This is a genomic window from Rhizobium leguminosarum (assembly GCF_004123835.1).
GTDB classification, from domain to species: domain Bacteria; phylum Pseudomonadota; class Alphaproteobacteria; order Rhizobiales; family Rhizobiaceae; genus Rhizobium; species Rhizobium leguminosarum_M.
Genome location: NZ_MZMU01000018.1, coordinates 255,149 through 271,992, shown reverse-complemented (window position 1 = coordinate 271,992; position 16,844 = coordinate 255,149). Strand labels below are relative to the sequence as shown.

Here is a 16,844-nt window from a genome sequence, read left to right as displayed (position 1 = left end):
TGGCTTATTGGATGCGGAACTCTCCTTCCGCACGCGGGTAGGTCATGCCTCGAGAAATGGATAGGTTATGGCTACTGGCGACAGGCTGCGCTTCGGCGTCGATCTCGTGACATTCTTCCATCCCGGCTTCTGGGGTGTCGACAGCCATGATGCGATCGTCGACTATGCCCGCGCCGAGCCGCGAGCCTTCTGGGACAAGATTCTCGACGGCGTCCAGGCCTCCGGCGTTACTGGCGTCGAGCTGACCTTCTCTCCCTTCAACTGGCAGGACGCCATCAAGACCTACGGCTCCGTCGACGCCTTCGCAGCCGAACTGGCAAGACGCGGCCTGACGCTGTGCAGCGGCTTCTTCGCGGAATTGGAGGCGGCCGGCGATTTCGCTGAGCCCGAAGCCCAGCGCGCGCTGATCGACAAGGCGGAACGATATGCCGACTTCCTGAAAGCCTGCGGCAGCGACATCATGGTGACCGGCGCTCCGCTTCGCCAGACGCTCGGCGCCCAGCCGGTGCAGTTCCATGATTTCGACCGCGCCAAAGTGATCGCCGATTTTCTGAACCGACTCGGTGCGACCCTCTATGCCAGGGGCGTACGGCTGGCGCTGCACACCGAGGCGCACTCGATCTTTGCCGCCGCGCGCGATGTCGATCTGATGATGCTTCTCACCGATCCGGCCTATGTGCACATGTGCCCGGACACGGCCCATATCATCGTTGCCGGCTCCGATCCCGTCCAGCTCGTCGATCGCCATCATGAGCGCATGATCATCGCCCACTGGAAGGATGCGATCGGCCCCATGCCCGCCGACACACCGATCGACAAACATATCCATGAACGCCACCAGCCCTATTTCTGCAGCTTCGGCCTCGGACGGGTCGATTGGCCGGCCTGGATCCGGCTGCTGCGCGACCGGGCCTATCAAGGCTGGGCCATCCTCGAACTCGATGCCGCGCCCGATCCCGTCCGCGACATCGCCAACGGGCTCACGCTCGTCCGGCAGGCGCTCCTGCCGATCTATCGCTGACTGTCAGCCCTAAGACAACAAACGCCCCGCAAAGAGGGCATTTCAAGAGGTGGAACAATGAAGAACATGATGAAGCTTTTTCTTGCCGGCGCAGCAATCGTCGGCCTCTTCGCCTCGGCCCATGCCGAGGACAAGCCGACGATCGAGATCATGTCGTCCTGGACGTCGGGCGGCGAAGCGGCTGCCCTCAACGTCATCAAGACCGAGTTCGAAAAGCGTGGCGGCGTCTGGAAGGATTCCTCGATCGCCGGCTTCGGCGCGGCCGATGCCGCCTTCCAGAACCGTATCGTCGCCGGTGACGCGCCTGGCGCCAAGCAGGGCGTCATCGGTCTCGCTGCCGCAGATTTCATCAACCAAGGCCTGTTCAATCCGATCGACGACGTGGCCGCCGCCGGCAAATGGGCCGACGCCTTGCCGAAATCGATCCACGATCTCATCACCTATGACGGCAAGGTCTATCTTGCGCCGACCGGCGCCCATGGCGAAAGCTGGCTCTTCTATTCCAAGGAAGCCTTCGAGAAGGCCGGCATCGCGCAAGAGCCCAAGACCTGGGACGAGCTCTTTGCCGATCTCGACAAGCTGAAGGCTGCCGGCATGGTTCCGGTCGCCTGGGGTGGCCAGCCCTGGCAGCAAACCAAGGTCTTCAACATGATCCTGCTCTCGCAGGTCGGGATCGACGGCTTCCTGAAGATCTATGTCGACAAGGACAAGAGTCCGGCATCCGTCGAAGGCGTGAAGAAGACCCTTGAAATCCTCGGCAAGCTGCGTGGCTATGTCGATGCCGGTGCTGCCGGCCGCAACTGGAACGACGCGACCGCCATGCTGATCACCGCCAAGGCCGGCGTGCAGTTCATGGGCGACTGGGCCAAGGGCGAATTCACCGTCGCCGGCAAGGAACCGGGCAAGGATTATGGCTGCATGATCGTTCCGGAGTCGAAGGGCATGGTCTACATCGCCGACGCCCTCTGGTTCCCCAAGACCGGCAAGGCCGAGACCGACAAGGCACAGAAACTTCTCGCCGAAGTCGTCATGGATCCGGCCGTCCAAGTCGAATTCGCCCTCAAGAAAGGTTCGGTTCCGATGCGCGCCGACGTCGACAAGTCGAAACTGGACGTCTGCTCCCAGAAGGGCGTCGAGCTGATGGCAGCGGGTGCGATCGTGCCGGATCAGGCGATCGTGCTGACGCCCCAGCAGGTCGGCGCGCTCGACGACTTCGTCGACGAATACTGGAGCGGCGGCTCGAACGATACGGCCTCCGCGGCCGAGAATTTCTTCGCCGTCTTCGAGTAGGATAGTACCCGTGGCGCCGGCCTGATGTCGACGCCACGGCTGCCGGCTGCCGCCTCGCGCGGCGGCGCGAGCCCTGCTTTCCACTCCGTCAACGAGCTGGCCGATGTCCATCAAACGCAAGCCCAATCTTTCCGCGACCATCGCCCTTTTGCCGACCTGGTTCGTCGCGGTCGTGGTCTTCATCGGCACCATGGCGTGGTCGATCCGCCTGTCCTTCACCAATTCGACGCTTTTTCCGTCCTCGACCTATGTCGGCTTGGCGCAGTATTCGAAGCTCTTCTCTTCCGCCAAGTGGTTGGCATCGCTGCAAAACGTGTTGATCTTCGGCGTCCTTTACGTCGCAGGCTGTTTGCTGCTGGGCTTCCTGCTGGCAGCGGCGCTGGACCGCAAGATTCGCTTCGAAAGCGCCTTCAGGACCATATTCCTCTATCCCTACGCCATGTCCTTCGTGGTGACCGGGCTGATCTGGCAATGGATGCTCAATCCGACGCTCGGCATCCAGGCAAGCGTGCGTTCGCTCGGCTGGGAAAGCTTCGTCCTCGACTGGGTGGTCAATCGCGACATGGCGATCTATGCGCTGGTGCTTGCCGGCGTGTGGCAGGGCGCGGGGCTCGTCATGGTCATTGCGCTCGCCGGCATGCGCGGCATCGAGGCCGAGCAATGGAAGGCGGCGCGGATCGACGGCATTCCGGTCTGGCGGATCTATGTCTCGATCATCCTGCCCCAGCTCGGGCCGGCGCTGGCCGCGGCCGGTATGCTGCTCGCCATGGGCGTGATCAAGACCTACGACATCGTCGTTGCCATGACCAATGGCGGCCCCGGCAATGCGACGGAGGTGCCGGCGAAATTCATCATGGACAATCTGTTCGGGCGCCAGAACCTCGGCCTCGCCACGGCCGGCGCGACGGTGCTTGTCCTCGGCGTGATCATCGCAGTCGCCCCGTTCCGCTACGCGATGCACATGCGTGACAAAGCAAAGGGGGCCGCGTGATGGCCCGTCCTCCTCATCCGAACGGCCCGAAGCCGGCACAGATCACCGCCGGGCGCATCGGCCTCTATGCCTTCCTTTTCATCGCCGCGCTTTTCTTCCTTCTGCCGCTCTACACCATGGTCGTCACCTCGCTGAAGTCCATGGACGAAATCCGGCTCGGGCAGATCTTTGCCCTGCCGGCCACGCTCGATTTCTCCGCCTGGGCTACCGCCTGGTCCGGCGCCTGCATGGGAACCGTCTGCGTCGGCATTCGCAGCGGCTTCTGGAATTCGGTGGCGATCACCCTTCCCTCGGTCGCACTCTCGGTCTTTATCGGCGCCGTCAACGGCTATGCGCTATCGCTTTGGCGGCCGCGCGGGGCAAATCTGCTTTTTGGTCTGCTGATGGCCGGCGGCCTCATCCCCTATCAGATCTTCCTCTATCCGATGGTCCGGGCGATGGCGAATATCGATCTCTATAATTCGCTTGCCGGCATCATTCTCGTGCATGTCATCTTCGGTCTGCCGCTGGTGACGCTGCTCTTCCGCAACTATTTTGTCAGCGTGCCGGAGGAGCTCTGCAAGGCGGCGCGCGTCGACGGCGCGGGCTTCTGGCGTATCTTTTTCGAGATCATGCTGCCGATTGCCGTGCCGATGGTCGTGGTGGTGTCCATGCTGCAATTCACCGGCATCTGGAACGACTTCCTGCTCGGTCTCGTCTTTGCCGGGCGCGACAACCTGCCGATGACCGTGCAGCTCAACAATATCGTCAACACCACGATGGGCGAGCGAACCTACAACGTGAACATGGCGGCGACGATCCTCACCGCCATCGTTCCGCTCGCCATCTATTTCCTGTCCGGCCGCTGGTTCGTGCGCGGCATCGCGGCCGGCGCAGTCAAGGGGTAACGCTTCCATGCAATCTGCCGTCTCCGTCAAGGACCTGAAGATCGCCTATGGCGACCATACGGTGATCGAGAAGATGTCGATCGATATCGCGCCGCGGGAGTTCCTGGTGCTGCTCGGCCCCTCCGGTTGCGGCAAGTCCACGCTTCTGAACGCCATTGCCGGTCTCCAGGACATCACATCAGGCGAGGTCTGGATCTCGGGCAAGAACGTCAGCTGGGAGGAGCCGAAGGACCGCGGCATCGGGATGGTCTTCCAGTCCTACGCGCTCTATCCGCGTATGTCGGTCCGCAAGAACCTCTCCTTCGGCCTTCGCGTCGCACGCCTGCCGAAAGCCGAGATCGAGGCCCGTGTCGCCCGCACCGCCGCCCTCCTCCAGCTCGACAAGCTGCTCGATCGGCGTCCTGCCGAGCTTTCCGGCGGCCAGCGCCAGCGCGTCGCCATCGGCCGGGCGCTGGTGCGTGAAGTGGATGTCTTCCTGTTCGACGAACCACTGTCGAACCTCGATGCCAAGCTGCGCAACGAATTGCGCGTCGAAATCAAGAAACTGCACCAGCGCCTCGGCAACACCATGATTTACGTCACCCACGACCAGGTCGAGGCCCTGACGCTGGCCGACCGCATCGCCATCATGCGGGACGGCGTGATCCAGCAGCTCGCCCGGCCGGCCGAGATCTACCGCCGTCCGGCCAATCTCTTCGTCGCCGGATTCATCGGCGCTCCTGCGATGAATTTCGCCGAGGGCCGGATCGAGCGCGGCAACGGTGCACCGGTCTTCAGGAGCAAGGAGCTCACTGTCGATCTCTCCGGTTATTCCTTCCGAGCGGACGCAGCGGAAGGACCTGCAACGCTCGGCTTTCGCCCGGAACATCTTGTGCTCGATGGGGCTACAGACGACCTGCCCACCATTCCGGGCCGCGTTTCCGTCGTTGAGCCGATGGGTTCGGACGCCGTTGTCTGGTTCGACTGGACGGACCAAAGCCTCTCGCTCCGGCTCATGGGGGATGTCACGCTTGAGCCCGGCGACGCCGTGGCTCCCGGGCTCGATATCGCCAAGGCATCCCTCTTCGGCGCTGACGGATCGCGGCTGTGACGCGCATCCCTTTGTTTTCCCGCAATTCCTGACGCGCTCCGCGCCGTTTTGAGGATTGCTCCAGGACAGGATTTGAAAAGACATGTCTGAGATCGTCTATGATGCGCTGGTGATCGGCTCCGGCGCTGCGGGTTCCTTCGCGGTAAAAGAACTGACGGCACAGGGGCTGTCGGTGCTGCTGCTCGAGGCCGGCCCAGCCGTCGGGCCGAAGGATTTCGATCCCGCGCGCAAGAAAGCGCCGGCAAGCAGCATCAATATCTGGGAGCGCGCGCGGGCCACCCTCAAGGGTCAACCGATCCAGGCGCGCGCGGCGTTTTTCACCGAGCGCTTCAGCCATTTCTTCGTCAACGATCGCAAGAACCCCTATACCACGCCGAAGGGCGAGCCCTTCCTCTGGATCCGTGGCCGCCAGGGCGGCGGGCGCCTGCACAGTTTCGGCCGGGTGCTGCTGCGCTGGACCGATGACGATTTCAAGATCCGATCGCGCGCCGGAAAGGGCGTGGACTGGCCGGTCTCCTATGAAGAGTTGGTGCCTTTCTACGACGAGGTCGAGGCCTACCTCGGGCTCTACGGCAACAAGGACAACGTGGCCACGCTGCCGGACGGTATCTATGCGAAACCGGCAAGCCTGACGCCCGCCGAACAGATCTTCAAGCAGGCGATTGAAAACCGCTGGCCGGAAAGGCGCGTCGTCTCCTGGCGCTACATCGCGCCTGACGCCGACCGGATGCCGCGACCGCTGCGAGAAGCAAAGGAGACCGGCCAGCTGACCATCCGCTACGACGCCGTCGTTCGCCGCATCACCACGGATGAGAAGACCGGCCGCGCCACCGGCGCGGAATACATCGATCGCAACACGGGCGCGGTATCGACGGCTCGCGCCGCGACGGTGGTGCTTTCCGCCTCGCCGATAGAGAGCGTGCGGCTGCTCTTGAATTCGGCTTCGGCGAAACATCCCGATGGGCTCGGCAACAGCTCGGGCGCTCTCGGTCGCTATTTCATGGACCAGCTGCCGTGCCTCGCCTTCGGCTCCTTTTCCAAGGCGAAGGGCTGGGCGCCCGACGAATCCGCGCCGACCGACTCGTTTTACAATCCGTCGGGCGGGATCTTCATTCCCCGCTTCGGCGAGGGTGACGCCGCCCGCGGCGATTTCGACTACCAGGGAAGCGTCGGCCGGGCGCCGGTCTCCGGGGACAGAGATGCACGTCTCGCCTTCTTCGGTTTCGGCCGCATGCTGCCCTATGCCGACAACCGCATCACGCTCGATCTGAGGCGCAAGGATGCCTGGAACATTCCCGTGCCGCATATCCGCTGCGTCATGCAACAGGAGGAGCAGGCACTGCTCAAAAGGCAGGAGGAGACGCTGATCGCGATGATCAAGGAGATTGGCGGCGACCTCGAATTCATCGGCTCGCCCACCGGCCTCAAGGAAATGGGCAAGGGCGCCTTTCCCGAAGCCGATGCCTTCAGCCGCTTCATGTTCCGCAAATGGTTCCGCAAGACCATGTGCATGGGCGCGGCAATCCATGAGACGGGCGGCGCGCGCATGGGCGAAACTCCTGAGGCTTCGGTGCTCAACCCCTACAATCAGGTCTGGGATGCCCCGAACCTCATCGTCACCGACGCCAGCGCCTTCCCCGGCAGCGGCATCGCCGGCACCACGCTCACCGTCATGGCTCTGACGATCCGCGCCTGCCGGAATCTTGTCGACCAGTACCGGACGGGACGGCTATAGGCGCAGTTCAGCGGCTGAAGCGCATTCGACACCGCAATCATCGGCTTAAGAGATCGAGACGTCGCTGTTCCAGCTTTCGGTTAGCCGAACCGTCACACAAACTTCGCAGTGACATGCTCCTGTCAAAAAAAGGCAGGAAGGAAAAGCCCATGACTCAAACACCTCAGGACCAACTCAGCCGTATAAAGGCCGAAATCGCCGACAGCTTCGATGAAGAGCTGGAAATGCAGATGGAGGAAGACCGGCTCGACGATCTGGTCGCCGAAGGAATGTCGGAACCGGCGGAGCAGACGCTCGAGCGAAAGATCTACTTCCGGGAGCTTTTCCGGTTGCAGCACGAACTGGTGCGGCTGCAGGATTGGGTTCAGCATAAGAAGCTGAAGGTGGTGGTGCTGTTTGAAGGCCGGGATTCGGCCGGCAAGGGAGGCGCGATCAAGCGCGTGACCCAGCGGCTCAATCCGCGCGTCTGCCGGACGGTCGCGCTGCCCGCCCCTACCGAGCGGGAACGCCATCAATGGTATTTCCAGCGTTATGTCCCGCATCTTCCGACCGCCGGCGAGATCGTGCTCTTCGACCGAAGCTGGTACAATCGCGCCGGTGTAGAGCGCGTGATGGGGTTCTGCACCCCTGATGAACTCGAGGAGTTCTTCCGCTCGGTGCCTGAATTCGAGCGGATGCTTGTCCGCTCCGGAATCGTGCTGATCAAATACTGGTTTTCGATCACCGACGAGGAGCAGGAATTCCGCTTCAAGATGCGTATCCACGATCCGCTGAAGCAATGGAAGCTCTCACCGATGGATATGGAAAGCCGCGTCCATTGGGAGGAATACACCAAAGCCAAGGAAGAAATGCTGGCGCGTACGCACACGGAAGATACACCCTGGTGGGTGGTACAGGCCGTGGACAAGAAACGGGCGCGGTTGAACTGCATTGCTCATCTTCTCGAACAGATCCCTTACGAGGATGTTCCGAAACCGGAGATCCAGTTGCCGGACCGCATCCGTCACGCCGATTACAACAGGGCGCCGGTTCCGCCTGAAATGCATGTGCCGGAGCGCTATTGAAAGCATAGTCGCAACCGGCGGCGGGCTACCGCTTAATTCCCTAAATCGGAATCGATTTAGGGATTGCTACGCCACGCCGCGCAAGAGCGTGGCGTCGGATCGCCGGCGACCTTCAGGCGGCGACATCTGCCATGCGGTTCAATTCCGAAACGGCGTCATCCGGCAGCACGAGCGCGGCGGCGGCGAGGTTCTCCCTGAGATGGCCGACGGATGAAGTGCCGGGGATCAGCAGGATATTTTCGGCGCGACGCAGCAGCCAGGCAAGCGCCACCTGCATGGGCGTGGCATCAAGGCGTGCGGCGACATCGGACAGGGTGGACGACTGCAGCGGGCTGAACCCGCCGAGCGGGAAGAACGGCACATAGGCGATGCCGGCGCGCGCGAGGTCGTCGATCAGCCTATCGTCGCCCCGATGCGCCAGATTGTACTGATTTTGCACGCAGACGATATCGGTGATCCCACGTCCTTCGGCGATCTGCCTCGATGTGGCGTTGCTCAGCCCGACGTGACGGACCAGGCCTTGCCGCTGGAGATCGGCCAGCACCGTTAGGGGCGCTTCGATCGACCCTTCGGCCGGGCCGTGCACGTCGAACATGATCCTGAGATTAACGACATCAAGCACATCGAGGCCGAGATTGCGGAGGTTGTCGTGTACCGCCTCCGTCAGCTCTTCGCGCGAGAAGGCCGGAATCCATGATCCATCCGCGCCGCGCCGGGCGCCGATCTTGGTGACGATGACGAGATCGTCGCGATAGGGATGCAGCGCTTCGCGGATGATCTGGTTGGTGACGTGCGGGCCATAGAAGTCGCTGGTGTCGATGTGGTTTACGCCGCTCGCAACCGCCTCTCGCAGCACGGCCAAGGCCGCGCCATGATCTTTGGGCGGACCAAACACGCCAGGCCCGGCAAGCTGCATGGCGCCATAGCCAAGCCGCTTCACGCTGCGGCCGCCGAGGTTGAACGTGCCGGACTGATCGATAGTGGACATGATCCAACTCCTTTCAAGAGATGACGCCAAGATAGGCCCAAGATAAGCATTGTCGGAGCGCGTGAAAATTGGCTATAATCCGCACGGGCTGTGCGGAGTGGCGAACAATGAAAGCGGATCTGGATGATCTCAATGCCTTTGTTGCCGTGGCACGTGCCGGCGGTTTTCGCGAAGGCGCGCGCGTCAGCGGCAGCAGCGCCTCCTTCCTCAGCGAAGCGGTGCGTCGCCTGGAGGGCCAGCTCGGCGTCAGGCTGCTCAACCGGACGACACGCAGCGTCGTCCCGACCGAAGCGGGCAAGGGCTTGCTGGAGCGGCTCGGCCCTGCTTTGAGCGAGGTGGAGTCCGCCCTCGACGTCGTCAACGGATTTCGCGACAGGCCGGTCGGTGCCTTGCGCCTCAATGTGCCGGTCAGCGCGGCGCGGCTGGTGCTGCCCGCCATCGTTCCACCGTTCCTCGCCGCCTATCCCGATATTCGGCTGGAGGTGGTCACCGACGAGAGCTTTGTCGACGTGATCGCGGCCGGCTGCGACGCCGGCATCCGCTACGACGAGCGGTTGGAGCAGGATATGATCGCGATACCGATCGGGCCACGCGTCCAGCGCTTTGCCATCGCAGCCTCCCCCGACTACCTCGATCGCCGAGGCCGGCCGCAACATCCGAGCGAGCTGCTCGGCCATGCCTGCATATTGGGCCGTTTCGACAGCGGCGCGATGACGGCGCCGTGGGAGTTCGAGCGCGATGGCGAGATCGTGCGAGTGGACCCGACGGGGCCGCTGATCGTGCGGGTCGGCGGAGCGACCGATTTGGCCGTCGATGCCGCGATATCAGGAACAGGGATCGTCTGCCTCTTCGAGGACTGGTTGCGCCCGCATATAGACAGTGGCGCGCTCGAGCCCGTCCTCGAACCGTGGTGGCAGCGCTTCTCCGGGCCATTCCTCTACTATCCCGGACGTCGGCTGGTGCCGGCGCCGCTCCGGGCATTCATCGACTTTGTCAAGGCATCGGCTCCGGCATAATTCCTTAGCCGGAATCGATGTAAGGATAAAATGATGCAGCAATTCAAAGTGTTACAGCATCCTTTGCGCGTCTAAAAGATGCGGCGCTGTAAGCGGCCTTAATGGCCGACGATGCGCTAAAGCTTGACCTCGGCATTGTCGCCCATATCAGGTTTGGTGTTCGAGACCGCTGCGGCCGCCATCTTGATATAGCTGATGATCGTGCCCGGGCTGTCCCAATATTCGGCCGAAGACGGGGTAATCTTGAGGATGCGGATGGAAGGATCGTCGGGATTGTCCCACCACGCTTTTGCCGGCGTCGCCCATAATTCCCTGATTCTCTCCCGGTCGTTTTGCACCTCGGCCGTCCCTGATACGGAGACGTATTTCTGTCCCTTGGTGTCGGCAAAGGCGAGGCACACGTGTGGCCAGCGAGTGATTTCATCGTCCTTGTGGCTGCTGACATCGGTCAGAAAATAGATCGCATTCTCGAGCTGCGCGGTATAGGCGGACATCGGGCGGGCTCGCAGATCGTCGCCGCTGCGGGTCGTCAGCATGCAAAACCCGATCTTGTCGATCAATTCCCATACCCGTGTCGCGTCGTCTTGATTGGCCATCGTCATCTCCATCTGTGCAAGAGACGAAGTAACCATCTGCCGCGGCCGATGTTCCCAGCGGCGAGCCCTAATGAGCCCATTCCCAAGGTGATCGAGGCACGCAGTCGATCAATGGACGCTTGGGGTTCTCATGACCATTGCAAAGTCTTCGGCGACCAGTTCGCTGACGGCGATGAGAACTTCCTCCCGGGAAAAGCCCGATGTCAGAGCGCGTTGAATCAGATCCTGCAGATCCGGCTCCACGACATCGCGGCAATCCTCGAGGCGTTCTTCCGAAACGGTGAGGCTATTGAGTTCGTCCATTGTCTGTCCTTTCAGGGGAATGTAACCACCAAAGCCCGGGAAGGCTAGCGAGGATAAAGCCGCTAACGGGCGGCCACCGCCCGCTTCGAACCGGGCAGCAGGCCTTCACGCTGCATCTGCTTGCGTGCAGCCTTGCGATGTCGGCTGATCGCCTGCGCCTTTTCCCTGACGCGCCGTTCGGACGGCTTCTCATAGGCGCGCCGTTCCTTCATTTCGCGAAACAGCCCTTCGCGCTGCATTTTCTTTTTCAAGACTCTGAGCGCTTGATCGACATTGTTGTCTCTGACGAGTACCTGCATTTCGAGTTCTCCTTGTCTGGGATGGTGGCCCGATCGCCGCTCAGCCGAGCTGCTCGGCGATCAGAGCCTGCAATTCGCGGCGGGTGAGAAGGCAGGGAAACGGCTTCCAGCTCCTGGGAACGCTGCGGACAGCCTCGTCATCCTCACGCGGATTCGCCGCCGCAATCGCGGTGGCTGTATGTGTGTTGTTCAAAAAGAAATCCTTTGCCGGCCTTGGCCGGCGTTATCGATTGTTTGTGGGATTGCCCATCACGCAGCCTTATGGCGCGCGCCGATGCATAAGCGTCTCAATCAGCAGCCGGCAACGGCTTGGATTTCCGCTTGGATCGGGTACATCCAGCAACATAGGGCTCGGCGAGCAGAATTGCAACGGATAGCCCGGATGGCATGGCGCGGGCACCGCTAATCGCCTTCAGATATACTCGGTGCCATTTTATTCAAGTTAGCCGGGTATAGTTTTTGCCGAATTTTCTTCAATTTGGCGCGAGAGCGACATTATTCCGCCGGAATGGAAGCAACGCGAAGATCGGCATCGAAATTAACCTTCTGTTAAATAGCCCATTGACTTGTAGTATTAATAGGTTGTTAAAGGAGCCGCTCGCTGAGGTCGAAATTGACCCGCTAATAAACAATTTGAGGAGAGAGCAATGGCTTCGCCGATACATGCAACTGATGATAGTGCAACATTTCAAGAAACCGACGTTATTTCCGGAAATCTGCTTTCCAACGATTCCTCCGACAACGGCCACCTGTTCCTGCGCGCTTTCGACGGCGCAAGCGTAGGCGCCAAGAGCGGCAACAGCCAGGTTACCCAAATCCAGGGCGATTACGGCACCTTCTTCGTCAAGCCGGACGGCAGCTACACCTATGTCCTGAGCGACGCTGCCAAGATCGGCTTCGCCAACGGCGAATCGTTCCAGGAGAAGGTTTCCTACAAGATCTCCGACGGCAGCGGTCATACCGATGTCGGCCTGTTCACCCTGAACATCCAGGGCGTAACCCAAGTCAAGCCGATCGCAGTCGACGATACCTTCAGCTTCACCGAAGGCAGCGCCATCGGCGGCAACGTTCTGGACAACGACATTGCCGGCGACAACGGCAAGATGTTCCTGCGTCAGTTCCTGACCGAGCAGGTAGACGCCAAGGATGGCGCCGTTACCGACGTTGCCGGCACCTACGGCATGTTCCACGTCAAGGCGGATGGCACATTCACCTATGAACTGACTTCCGATCTGGATGCAGGTCAGACGTACACGGAAGTTCTCCGTTACTACAAGATCTCCGATGGCGAAGGCCACACGGACACTGCCAAGGTGACGCTCAACATCACCGGCACGGATGCTCATCCCGACGGCGTCGGTGTTTGATCCGCAGCGATAGATCAGTGAGACACGACGCCCGCCGCGCAATCGGCGGGCGTCCGCATATTCGCCACTCTGATACAAGGCTCGGCGGGACGCCGGTATATAATCCTTTTTAGCTAGTTCTTATAAATGCCGGCGTGGCGTAGTCTTGATGTTCGGAGGACACGCCGTTGACCGAACACATCGAACCCAGGCAAGTCGAAACAGACGATCTCACGAAAGTCTGGTCCGTGACGGAGTTCTGCGCTCGTCACCGCATAGATGCCGAGGAACAAGCGCTACTGCTCAAACTCTTCGGGCCGTTCGCGACTGCCTCCGAATTGCTTCACAATGCCAAGCGCGCGCCAAGGTTCAGATGAGGCCTCCTCCATTTCTTCAACGATCTTCTTACAAATCCCGGCAAATCATTCGGTAAACGAGACGGCGTTTTACGCCGATATCTGGGAGCCCCGTCTGCGGCAATCGTAAATTCTACAGCGCCGTGCGTCTTTTCGAGAGCCGCAAAGGACGCTGTAGCACTTTTGAATTATGCAGTAGCCATCTTCACACGGGATATGATTTGGAGATGCCGCCGCGTGACCTCATAGGTCCGGGCGATTTTCCTAAATTGCTGCTCACTCTCTGCGCAAAATCTGCAATCCGGCGCGGCATTCTTCCGCTATGAGCAAGAACGACATCCCGCCTCGCGTCACACCGCCCATTTTGCCGGATCGCCTCCGCAACGATGGATGGTGGCTGACGGAGGCAGGCTGGTCTCGAGAGGCCGTCTCTGAGGGCAGCCCGGTAAACATGCTCATCGTGATCGAAAAGCGGCATGGACCAGAGGAGCGGCAATGGACACAACCGACACGCTGACAGAAGCAATGCCCATTAGGCGTGGCAGTGGCCGGATTGCCGCGCTGTTTGCGCTGGTGGCGCTGGCTGATTTTCTGATCTTTGGTCAGATGCCCGGGATAAACCTTTTCCTGTTTGCGCTCGCCGTCTGCACCGGCATTCTACTTTCGGCCGGGAAGATCCGAGCGCCGTCAATGGCTGCTCTCCTGCTTGGGTTCTCGGTTCTGGCGTCGGCACCTCTGCTGGAAGCGCCCTCATTGACCGGCATCGCCCTTTGCTTCAGCGCGCTGATAGCGGTTGCTCTCGTCGGCGCCAGGCTTATGCCTCGCAGTCTGACCGGTCTGCCGCTGGTGTTTCTCCGTTTCACTCTTGTCATTCCCTTGCGGCTTGCCGACGATATTAGGAAATTTCTTAAGACGCCGGCCAAACGTTTCTCCTTCACCGTCGTTTGGCAGGGCGTCGGCCTCTGGATCATGCCGCTCGTTCTCGCAGCTGTCTTCGTGTTCCTCTTTGCGGCTGCGAACCCGCTTATCGAGATCGCGCTGCGCAGTATCCGTTTTGCCGTTCTGCTCCAGTTTCTCGACCTTTGGCGGATCGGCTTCTGGATGATGATCGCTACTGTGGTCTGGGCGATGTTGCGGCCGCGCCTGAAGCGGCGCACTGCGAGGTCGCAAGCCAGCAGGGCGTTCGTCATCGTGCCGACCAGAAATGCACCGTTCGGGCAGGCCTCCCTGCTGCGGTCGCTGCTCCTCTTCAACGCGCTCTTTGCCGTGCAGACACTTCTCGATCTCGTCTATCTCTGGGGCGGCGCAGACCTGCCCGATCACATGAGCCACGCCGAATATGCTCATCGCGGCGCCTATCCGCTGATTGCGACGGCGCTTCTGGCCGCCGGTTTCGTTCTCCTCGCCATGCGGCGCGGCGGGCCCGGCGATCAAAATTCGCTGATCCGCGGCCTCGTCCACGCCTGGATCGGCCAGAACGTCCTTCTCTGCCTGTCCTCGATGCTGCGGCTCGGGCTTTACGTCGAGGCCTATTCGCTGACCGAACTGCGCGTCGCCGCCGGTCTCTGGATGGGCCTCGTCGCTATCGGCCTTGTCTTGATCCTGCTGCGCATTCTGCTCAACCGATCCAACGAGTGGCTGATCGCCGCGAACCTCGCTTCCCTGATTGTGGTGCTCTACATCAGCGCCTTCATCGACTTCCCGGCTGTGATCGCCCGCTTCAATGTCGCCCATAGCCAGGAAATCAGCCAGGAAGGTCCGCCGCTCGACCTTGATTATCTCTCCTCGCTCGGTCCTTCCGTCATTCCGGCGTTCGATCTCTACCTCCTCAAGCTGCCGGATCACCTGATCGACAAGAGGAGCCAAGCGGCGACAGTTCGGTACTATCTCGCCAGGAATTTTGAGATGCGCCGGCGGGACTGGCGGAACTGGACCTTCCGGGCGGCGCGGTTGGAGAGTTATCTTCTGACTCCCATTGCAAGATAGAACGAGAACGATAACAAAAGGCACGACAAACCAATGCAGGACTGGTGATGGCGCGCCGCATTCTCGTCGTCGATGACGAACCTCATATCCGCGACGTGATTTGCTTCGCTCTTGAGCGCGCCGGCCTGGCATCGATGGCCGCCCGCAACGGCACCGAGGCGATGGCGGCCTTCCGCCGTGGCAACATCGATCTCATCATCCTCGATATCGGTATGCCCGACATGGACGGCCTGGAAGTCTGTCGCCAGATCCGCAAGACGTCGGGATTGCCGATCCTGTTTCTTTCGGCGCGTGACGAGGAGATCGACAGGGTATTGGGTCTCGAAATCGGTGGAGACGATTATGTCACCAAACCGTTCAGCCCGCGCGAACTCATCGCGCGGATCAAGGCGATTTTGAAGCGCAGCGGCAATGAAGTAGGGCCTGACAGACGCCACGCCACCCTTGTCGCCGGTGAACTCAGCCTGGATCGCCGCGGCAGGACGGTCATGTTTGGCGAGAGCACCATCGCAATGACAGCGCTCGAATTCGCAATCCTGGACGCATTATTGTCACGCCCCGATATGGTCTTCAGCCGCGAACAGCTGATGGAGGCGGCCTATGGCGCCGGAACCTATGTCGCTGACCGGACGATCGACAGCCATATCCGCAACATCAGAGCCAAGTTCCTGGCGGTCGGCGGTTCCGCGATCATTGCAACCGTCCACGGCATAGGCTTCAAACTCGGCATCGAAAGCGGGAGGAAGGCCTGATGTCGGCACCGAAAATCAGGACGAAATGGCGGCCGACGCTGGCGCTGATCGTCTATGTGGTGCTTCTCGCGGTCATGGCGCTGCCGATCCTGATCGTCATCTGGTTTCGTGCCGTGGAGGCGAATTCGAATAGGATGGCACCGGCGGAAATCGGCGCCCTCGTCGTCGCCTTCATGCTGACGCTCGGCGTTGCCTATGTGCTGACGCGCACCATCACCGGGCCTATCGACGCCTTGATCGCCCGCACGGAAGAGATCGCCCGCGGCGGCAAGGGAGCAATTCGGCCGCTGGAAAGCTATGGAACGCGCGAGATCGCCATGCTGTCGCAAAGCTTCCTCGATCTTGCCGGAAAACTGGTCGATCGCACCGAATATGTCCGCTCCTTTGCCGCTCATGTCTCCCACGAACTGAAATCGCCGCTGACGGCCATCCGCGGCGCGGCTGAGCTTTTACGTGACGATGACGTCGAGAGGCCGATGACGAAGGCGCAGCGTTTGCACTTTCTCGACAACATCGTCGCCGATGCAGTCCGGCTCGATGCATTGTTGCAGCGGTTGAGGGAGCTTGCGCAGGCGGAAACGCCCGTGGCCGAAGGCAGAAGCAGCGTCGCCGACATCTTATCCTCACTGCGCGAACGGTTTCCCGCCCTCCATATTTCCGGCGCAGGCGATACGGAAATATCGGTTACTCTTCCCCAGGAAGCAGCCGGCATCGCCTTTGCCAACCTTGCCGAAAACGCTCTTCAGCACGGCGCCACGCTGTTGGAACTGAGAGTATCGGCCAACGGCCGAACAGCGGTCATTCTTATCCGTGACGACGGCAGCGGTATCTCCGAGGCAAATCGCCAACGCATCTTTCAGCCATTCTTCTCAACCCGCCGCGAACAGGGCGGCACCGGCATGGGCCTCGGTATCGTCCGCGCCATGCTGAGCTCCCATGGCGGTACGATCCGCTTGCTGCAGACGACCGGCGCCGGCACCGAGTTCGAAATCACCATCCCCCTGCAGATCTTATCCGGCTGAGATCGCATCGACGCGATGCGCGGCCCGCAATTGTCTTCGAGGCCCACTCCACGATTATCAGACACGCAGGAGGGAGAGAAACTCCCCCCGACCAAGCGGCCG

18 protein-coding genes are annotated in these 16,844 nt (G+C 61.1%); 13 read left to right on the top strand and 5 right to left on the bottom strand.

The window, feature by feature from the left end; translation table 11 throughout:
- The first annotated feature begins 67 nt into the window (after positions 1 to 67).
- From B5P46_RS26025 to ppk2, 7 genes are all read left to right on the top strand, one after another.
- Positions 68 to 1,021 (top strand): sugar phosphate isomerase/epimerase family protein, encoded by a 954-nt coding sequence (locus B5P46_RS26025; RefSeq protein ID WP_129421245.1) that lies wholly within the window; start codon positions 68 to 70, stop codon positions 1,019 to 1,021.
- Between the two features lie 57 nt (positions 1,022 to 1,078).
- The gene (locus tag B5P46_RS26020; RefSeq protein ID WP_129421244.1) at positions 1,079 to 2,311 is read left to right on the top strand and encodes an ABC transporter substrate-binding protein; all 1,233 of its coding nucleotides are present in this window, start codon (positions 1,079 to 1,081) and stop codon (positions 2,309 to 2,311) included.
- A 103-nt stretch (positions 2,312 to 2,414) separates the two neighbouring features.
- Positions 2,415 to 3,302, top strand: a complete 888-nt coding sequence (locus B5P46_RS26015) for a carbohydrate ABC transporter permease (RefSeq protein ID WP_020047809.1) — start codon at positions 2,415 to 2,417, stop codon at positions 3,300 to 3,302.
- Entirely contained in the window at positions 3,302 to 4,189 is an 888-nt protein-coding gene (locus tag B5P46_RS26010; protein ID WP_129421243.1) for a carbohydrate ABC transporter permease, read from the top strand. The genes B5P46_RS26015 and B5P46_RS26010 overlap by 1 nt, the downstream gene beginning before the upstream one ends.
- 7 nt (positions 4,190 to 4,196) lie before the next feature.
- The gene (locus B5P46_RS26005; protein WP_129421242.1) at positions 4,197 to 5,279 is read left to right on the top strand and encodes an ABC transporter ATP-binding protein; all 1,083 of its coding nucleotides are present in this window, start codon (positions 4,197 to 4,199) and stop codon (positions 5,277 to 5,279) included.
- A gap of 82 nt (positions 5,280 to 5,361) precedes the next feature.
- Positions 5,362 to 7,014 carry a GMC oxidoreductase gene (locus tag B5P46_RS26000; protein WP_129421241.1) on the top strand — a complete coding sequence of 551 codons (1,653 nt, stop codon included), beginning with the start codon at positions 5,362 to 5,364 and terminating at the stop codon, positions 7,012 to 7,014.
- A gap of 149 nt (positions 7,015 to 7,163) precedes the next feature.
- Complete coding sequence (gene ppk2 / locus B5P46_RS25995; protein WP_129421240.1) at positions 7,164 to 8,078, top strand: polyphosphate kinase 2; 915 nt, start codon at positions 7,164 to 7,166, stop codon at positions 8,076 to 8,078.
- Between the two features lie 112 nt (positions 8,079 to 8,190).
- Here the strand turns inward: ppk2 and B5P46_RS25990 are convergent, their stop codons facing one another.
- Positions 8,191 to 9,066, bottom strand: a complete 876-nt coding sequence (locus tag B5P46_RS25990) for an aldo/keto reductase family oxidoreductase (protein ID WP_129421239.1) — start codon at positions 9,064 to 9,066, stop codon at positions 8,191 to 8,193.
- Between the two features lie 107 nt (positions 9,067 to 9,173).
- Here B5P46_RS25990 and B5P46_RS25985 point away from each other — a divergent pair, with 107 nt between their 5' ends.
- A complete protein-coding gene (locus B5P46_RS25985; protein WP_129421238.1) occupies positions 9,174 to 10,082 on the top strand; it encodes a LysR family transcriptional regulator in 909 nt (302 codons plus the stop codon).
- A gap of 116 nt (positions 10,083 to 10,198) precedes the next feature.
- On the opposite strand, the gene B5P46_RS25980 is transcribed toward B5P46_RS25985, so the two are convergent.
- The 4 genes from B5P46_RS25980 to B5P46_RS34605 all read right to left on the bottom strand — a co-directional run bounded on the left by B5P46_RS25980 (position 10,199) and on the right by B5P46_RS34605 (position 11,473).
- Positions 10,199 to 10,678, bottom strand: coding sequence for a pyridoxamine 5'-phosphate oxidase family protein (locus B5P46_RS25980; RefSeq protein WP_129421237.1), 480 nt, complete (start codon positions 10,676 to 10,678; stop codon positions 10,199 to 10,201).
- A 108-nt stretch (positions 10,679 to 10,786) separates the two neighbouring features.
- Positions 10,787 to 10,981, bottom strand: a complete 195-nt coding sequence (locus B5P46_RS25975) for a hypothetical protein (protein ID WP_129421236.1) — start codon at positions 10,979 to 10,981, stop codon at positions 10,787 to 10,789.
- Positions 10,982 to 11,043: 62 nt separating this feature from the next.
- Positions 11,044 to 11,280: a 30S ribosomal protein S21 gene (gene rpsU, locus B5P46_RS25970; protein WP_072642174.1), complete on the bottom strand. Its 237-nt coding sequence runs from the start codon at positions 11,278 to 11,280 to the stop codon at positions 11,044 to 11,046.
- A 40-nt stretch (positions 11,281 to 11,320) separates the two neighbouring features.
- Positions 11,321 to 11,473, bottom strand: a complete 153-nt coding sequence (locus B5P46_RS34605; RefSeq protein WP_164986553.1) for a hypothetical protein — start codon at positions 11,471 to 11,473, stop codon at positions 11,321 to 11,323.
- A 454-nt stretch (positions 11,474 to 11,927) separates the two neighbouring features.
- On the opposite strand from B5P46_RS34605, the gene B5P46_RS25965 reads away from it, so the two are divergent.
- The 5 genes from B5P46_RS25965 to B5P46_RS25940 all read left to right on the top strand — a co-directional run bounded on the left by B5P46_RS25965 (position 11,928) and on the right by B5P46_RS25940 (position 16,742).
- Positions 11,928 to 12,647, top strand: a complete 720-nt coding sequence (locus tag B5P46_RS25965; protein ID WP_065284571.1) for an Ig-like domain-containing protein — start codon at positions 11,928 to 11,930, stop codon at positions 12,645 to 12,647.
- Between the two features lie 167 nt (positions 12,648 to 12,814).
- Positions 12,815 to 13,003, top strand: coding sequence for a hypothetical protein (locus tag B5P46_RS35140; protein WP_003555203.1), 189 nt, complete (start codon positions 12,815 to 12,817; stop codon positions 13,001 to 13,003).
- Between the two features lie 474 nt (positions 13,004 to 13,477).
- Positions 13,478 to 14,968, top strand: coding sequence for a DUF4153 domain-containing protein (locus B5P46_RS25950; RefSeq protein WP_129421234.1), 1,491 nt, complete (start codon positions 13,478 to 13,480; stop codon positions 14,966 to 14,968).
- 47 nt (positions 14,969 to 15,015) lie between these two features.
- On the top strand, positions 15,016 to 15,720 hold the full coding sequence (locus tag B5P46_RS25945) for a response regulator transcription factor (protein ID WP_129421233.1): 705 nt from the start codon (positions 15,016 to 15,018) through the stop codon (positions 15,718 to 15,720).
- Positions 15,720 to 16,742, top strand: coding sequence for a HAMP domain-containing sensor histidine kinase (locus B5P46_RS25940; protein ID WP_129421232.1), 1,023 nt, complete (start codon positions 15,720 to 15,722; stop codon positions 16,740 to 16,742). Before B5P46_RS25945 ends, B5P46_RS25940 begins: the two co-directional genes overlap by 1 nt.
- The last annotated feature ends 102 nt before the right edge of the window (positions 16,743 to 16,844 follow it).

What these genes read in the sequence shown, in the direction of transcription:
- B5P46_RS25965 (WP_065284571.1), top strand. Translation starts at nt 11,928, where the DNA reads ATGGCTTCGCCGATACATGCAACTGATGATAGTGCAACATTTCAAGAA.
- B5P46_RS26025 (WP_129421245.1), top strand. Translation starts at nt 68, where the DNA reads ATGGCTACTGGCGACAGGCTGCGCTTCGGCGTCGATCTCGTGACATTC.
- B5P46_RS25975 (WP_129421236.1), bottom strand. Translation starts at nt 10,981, where the DNA reads ATGGACGAACTCAATAGCCTCACCGTTTCGGAAGAACGCCTCGAGGAT.
- ppk2 (WP_129421240.1), top strand. Translation starts at nt 7,164, where the DNA reads ATGACTCAAACACCTCAGGACCAACTCAGCCGTATAAAGGCCGAAATC.
- B5P46_RS26015 (WP_020047809.1), top strand. Translation starts at nt 2,415, where the DNA reads ATGTCCATCAAACGCAAGCCCAATCTTTCCGCGACCATCGCCCTTTTG.
- B5P46_RS25945 (WP_129421233.1), top strand. Translation starts at nt 15,016, where the DNA reads ATGGCGCGCCGCATTCTCGTCGTCGATGACGAACCTCATATCCGCGAC.
- B5P46_RS25940 (WP_129421232.1), top strand. Translation starts at nt 15,720, where the DNA reads ATGTCGGCACCGAAAATCAGGACGAAATGGCGGCCGACGCTGGCGCTG.
- B5P46_RS25990 (WP_129421239.1), bottom strand. Translation starts at nt 9,066, where the DNA reads ATGTCCACTATCGATCAGTCCGGCACGTTCAACCTCGGCGGCCGCAGC.
- rpsU (WP_072642174.1), bottom strand. Translation starts at nt 11,280, where the DNA reads ATGCAGGTACTCGTCAGAGACAACAATGTCGATCAAGCGCTCAGAGTC.
- B5P46_RS25950 (WP_129421234.1), top strand. Translation starts at nt 13,478, where the DNA reads ATGGACACAACCGACACGCTGACAGAAGCAATGCCCATTAGGCGTGGC.
- B5P46_RS26020 (WP_129421244.1), top strand. Translation starts at nt 1,079, where the DNA reads ATGAAGAACATGATGAAGCTTTTTCTTGCCGGCGCAGCAATCGTCGGC.
- B5P46_RS25985 (WP_129421238.1), top strand. Translation starts at nt 9,174, where the DNA reads ATGAAAGCGGATCTGGATGATCTCAATGCCTTTGTTGCCGTGGCACGT.
- B5P46_RS26010 (WP_129421243.1), top strand. Translation starts at nt 3,302, where the DNA reads ATGGCCCGTCCTCCTCATCCGAACGGCCCGAAGCCGGCACAGATCACC.
- B5P46_RS26005 (WP_129421242.1), top strand. Translation starts at nt 4,197, where the DNA reads ATGCAATCTGCCGTCTCCGTCAAGGACCTGAAGATCGCCTATGGCGAC.
- B5P46_RS25980 (WP_129421237.1), bottom strand. Translation starts at nt 10,678, where the DNA reads ATGGCCAATCAAGACGACGCGACACGGGTATGGGAATTGATCGACAAG.
- B5P46_RS26000 (WP_129421241.1), top strand. Translation starts at nt 5,362, where the DNA reads ATGTCTGAGATCGTCTATGATGCGCTGGTGATCGGCTCCGGCGCTGCG.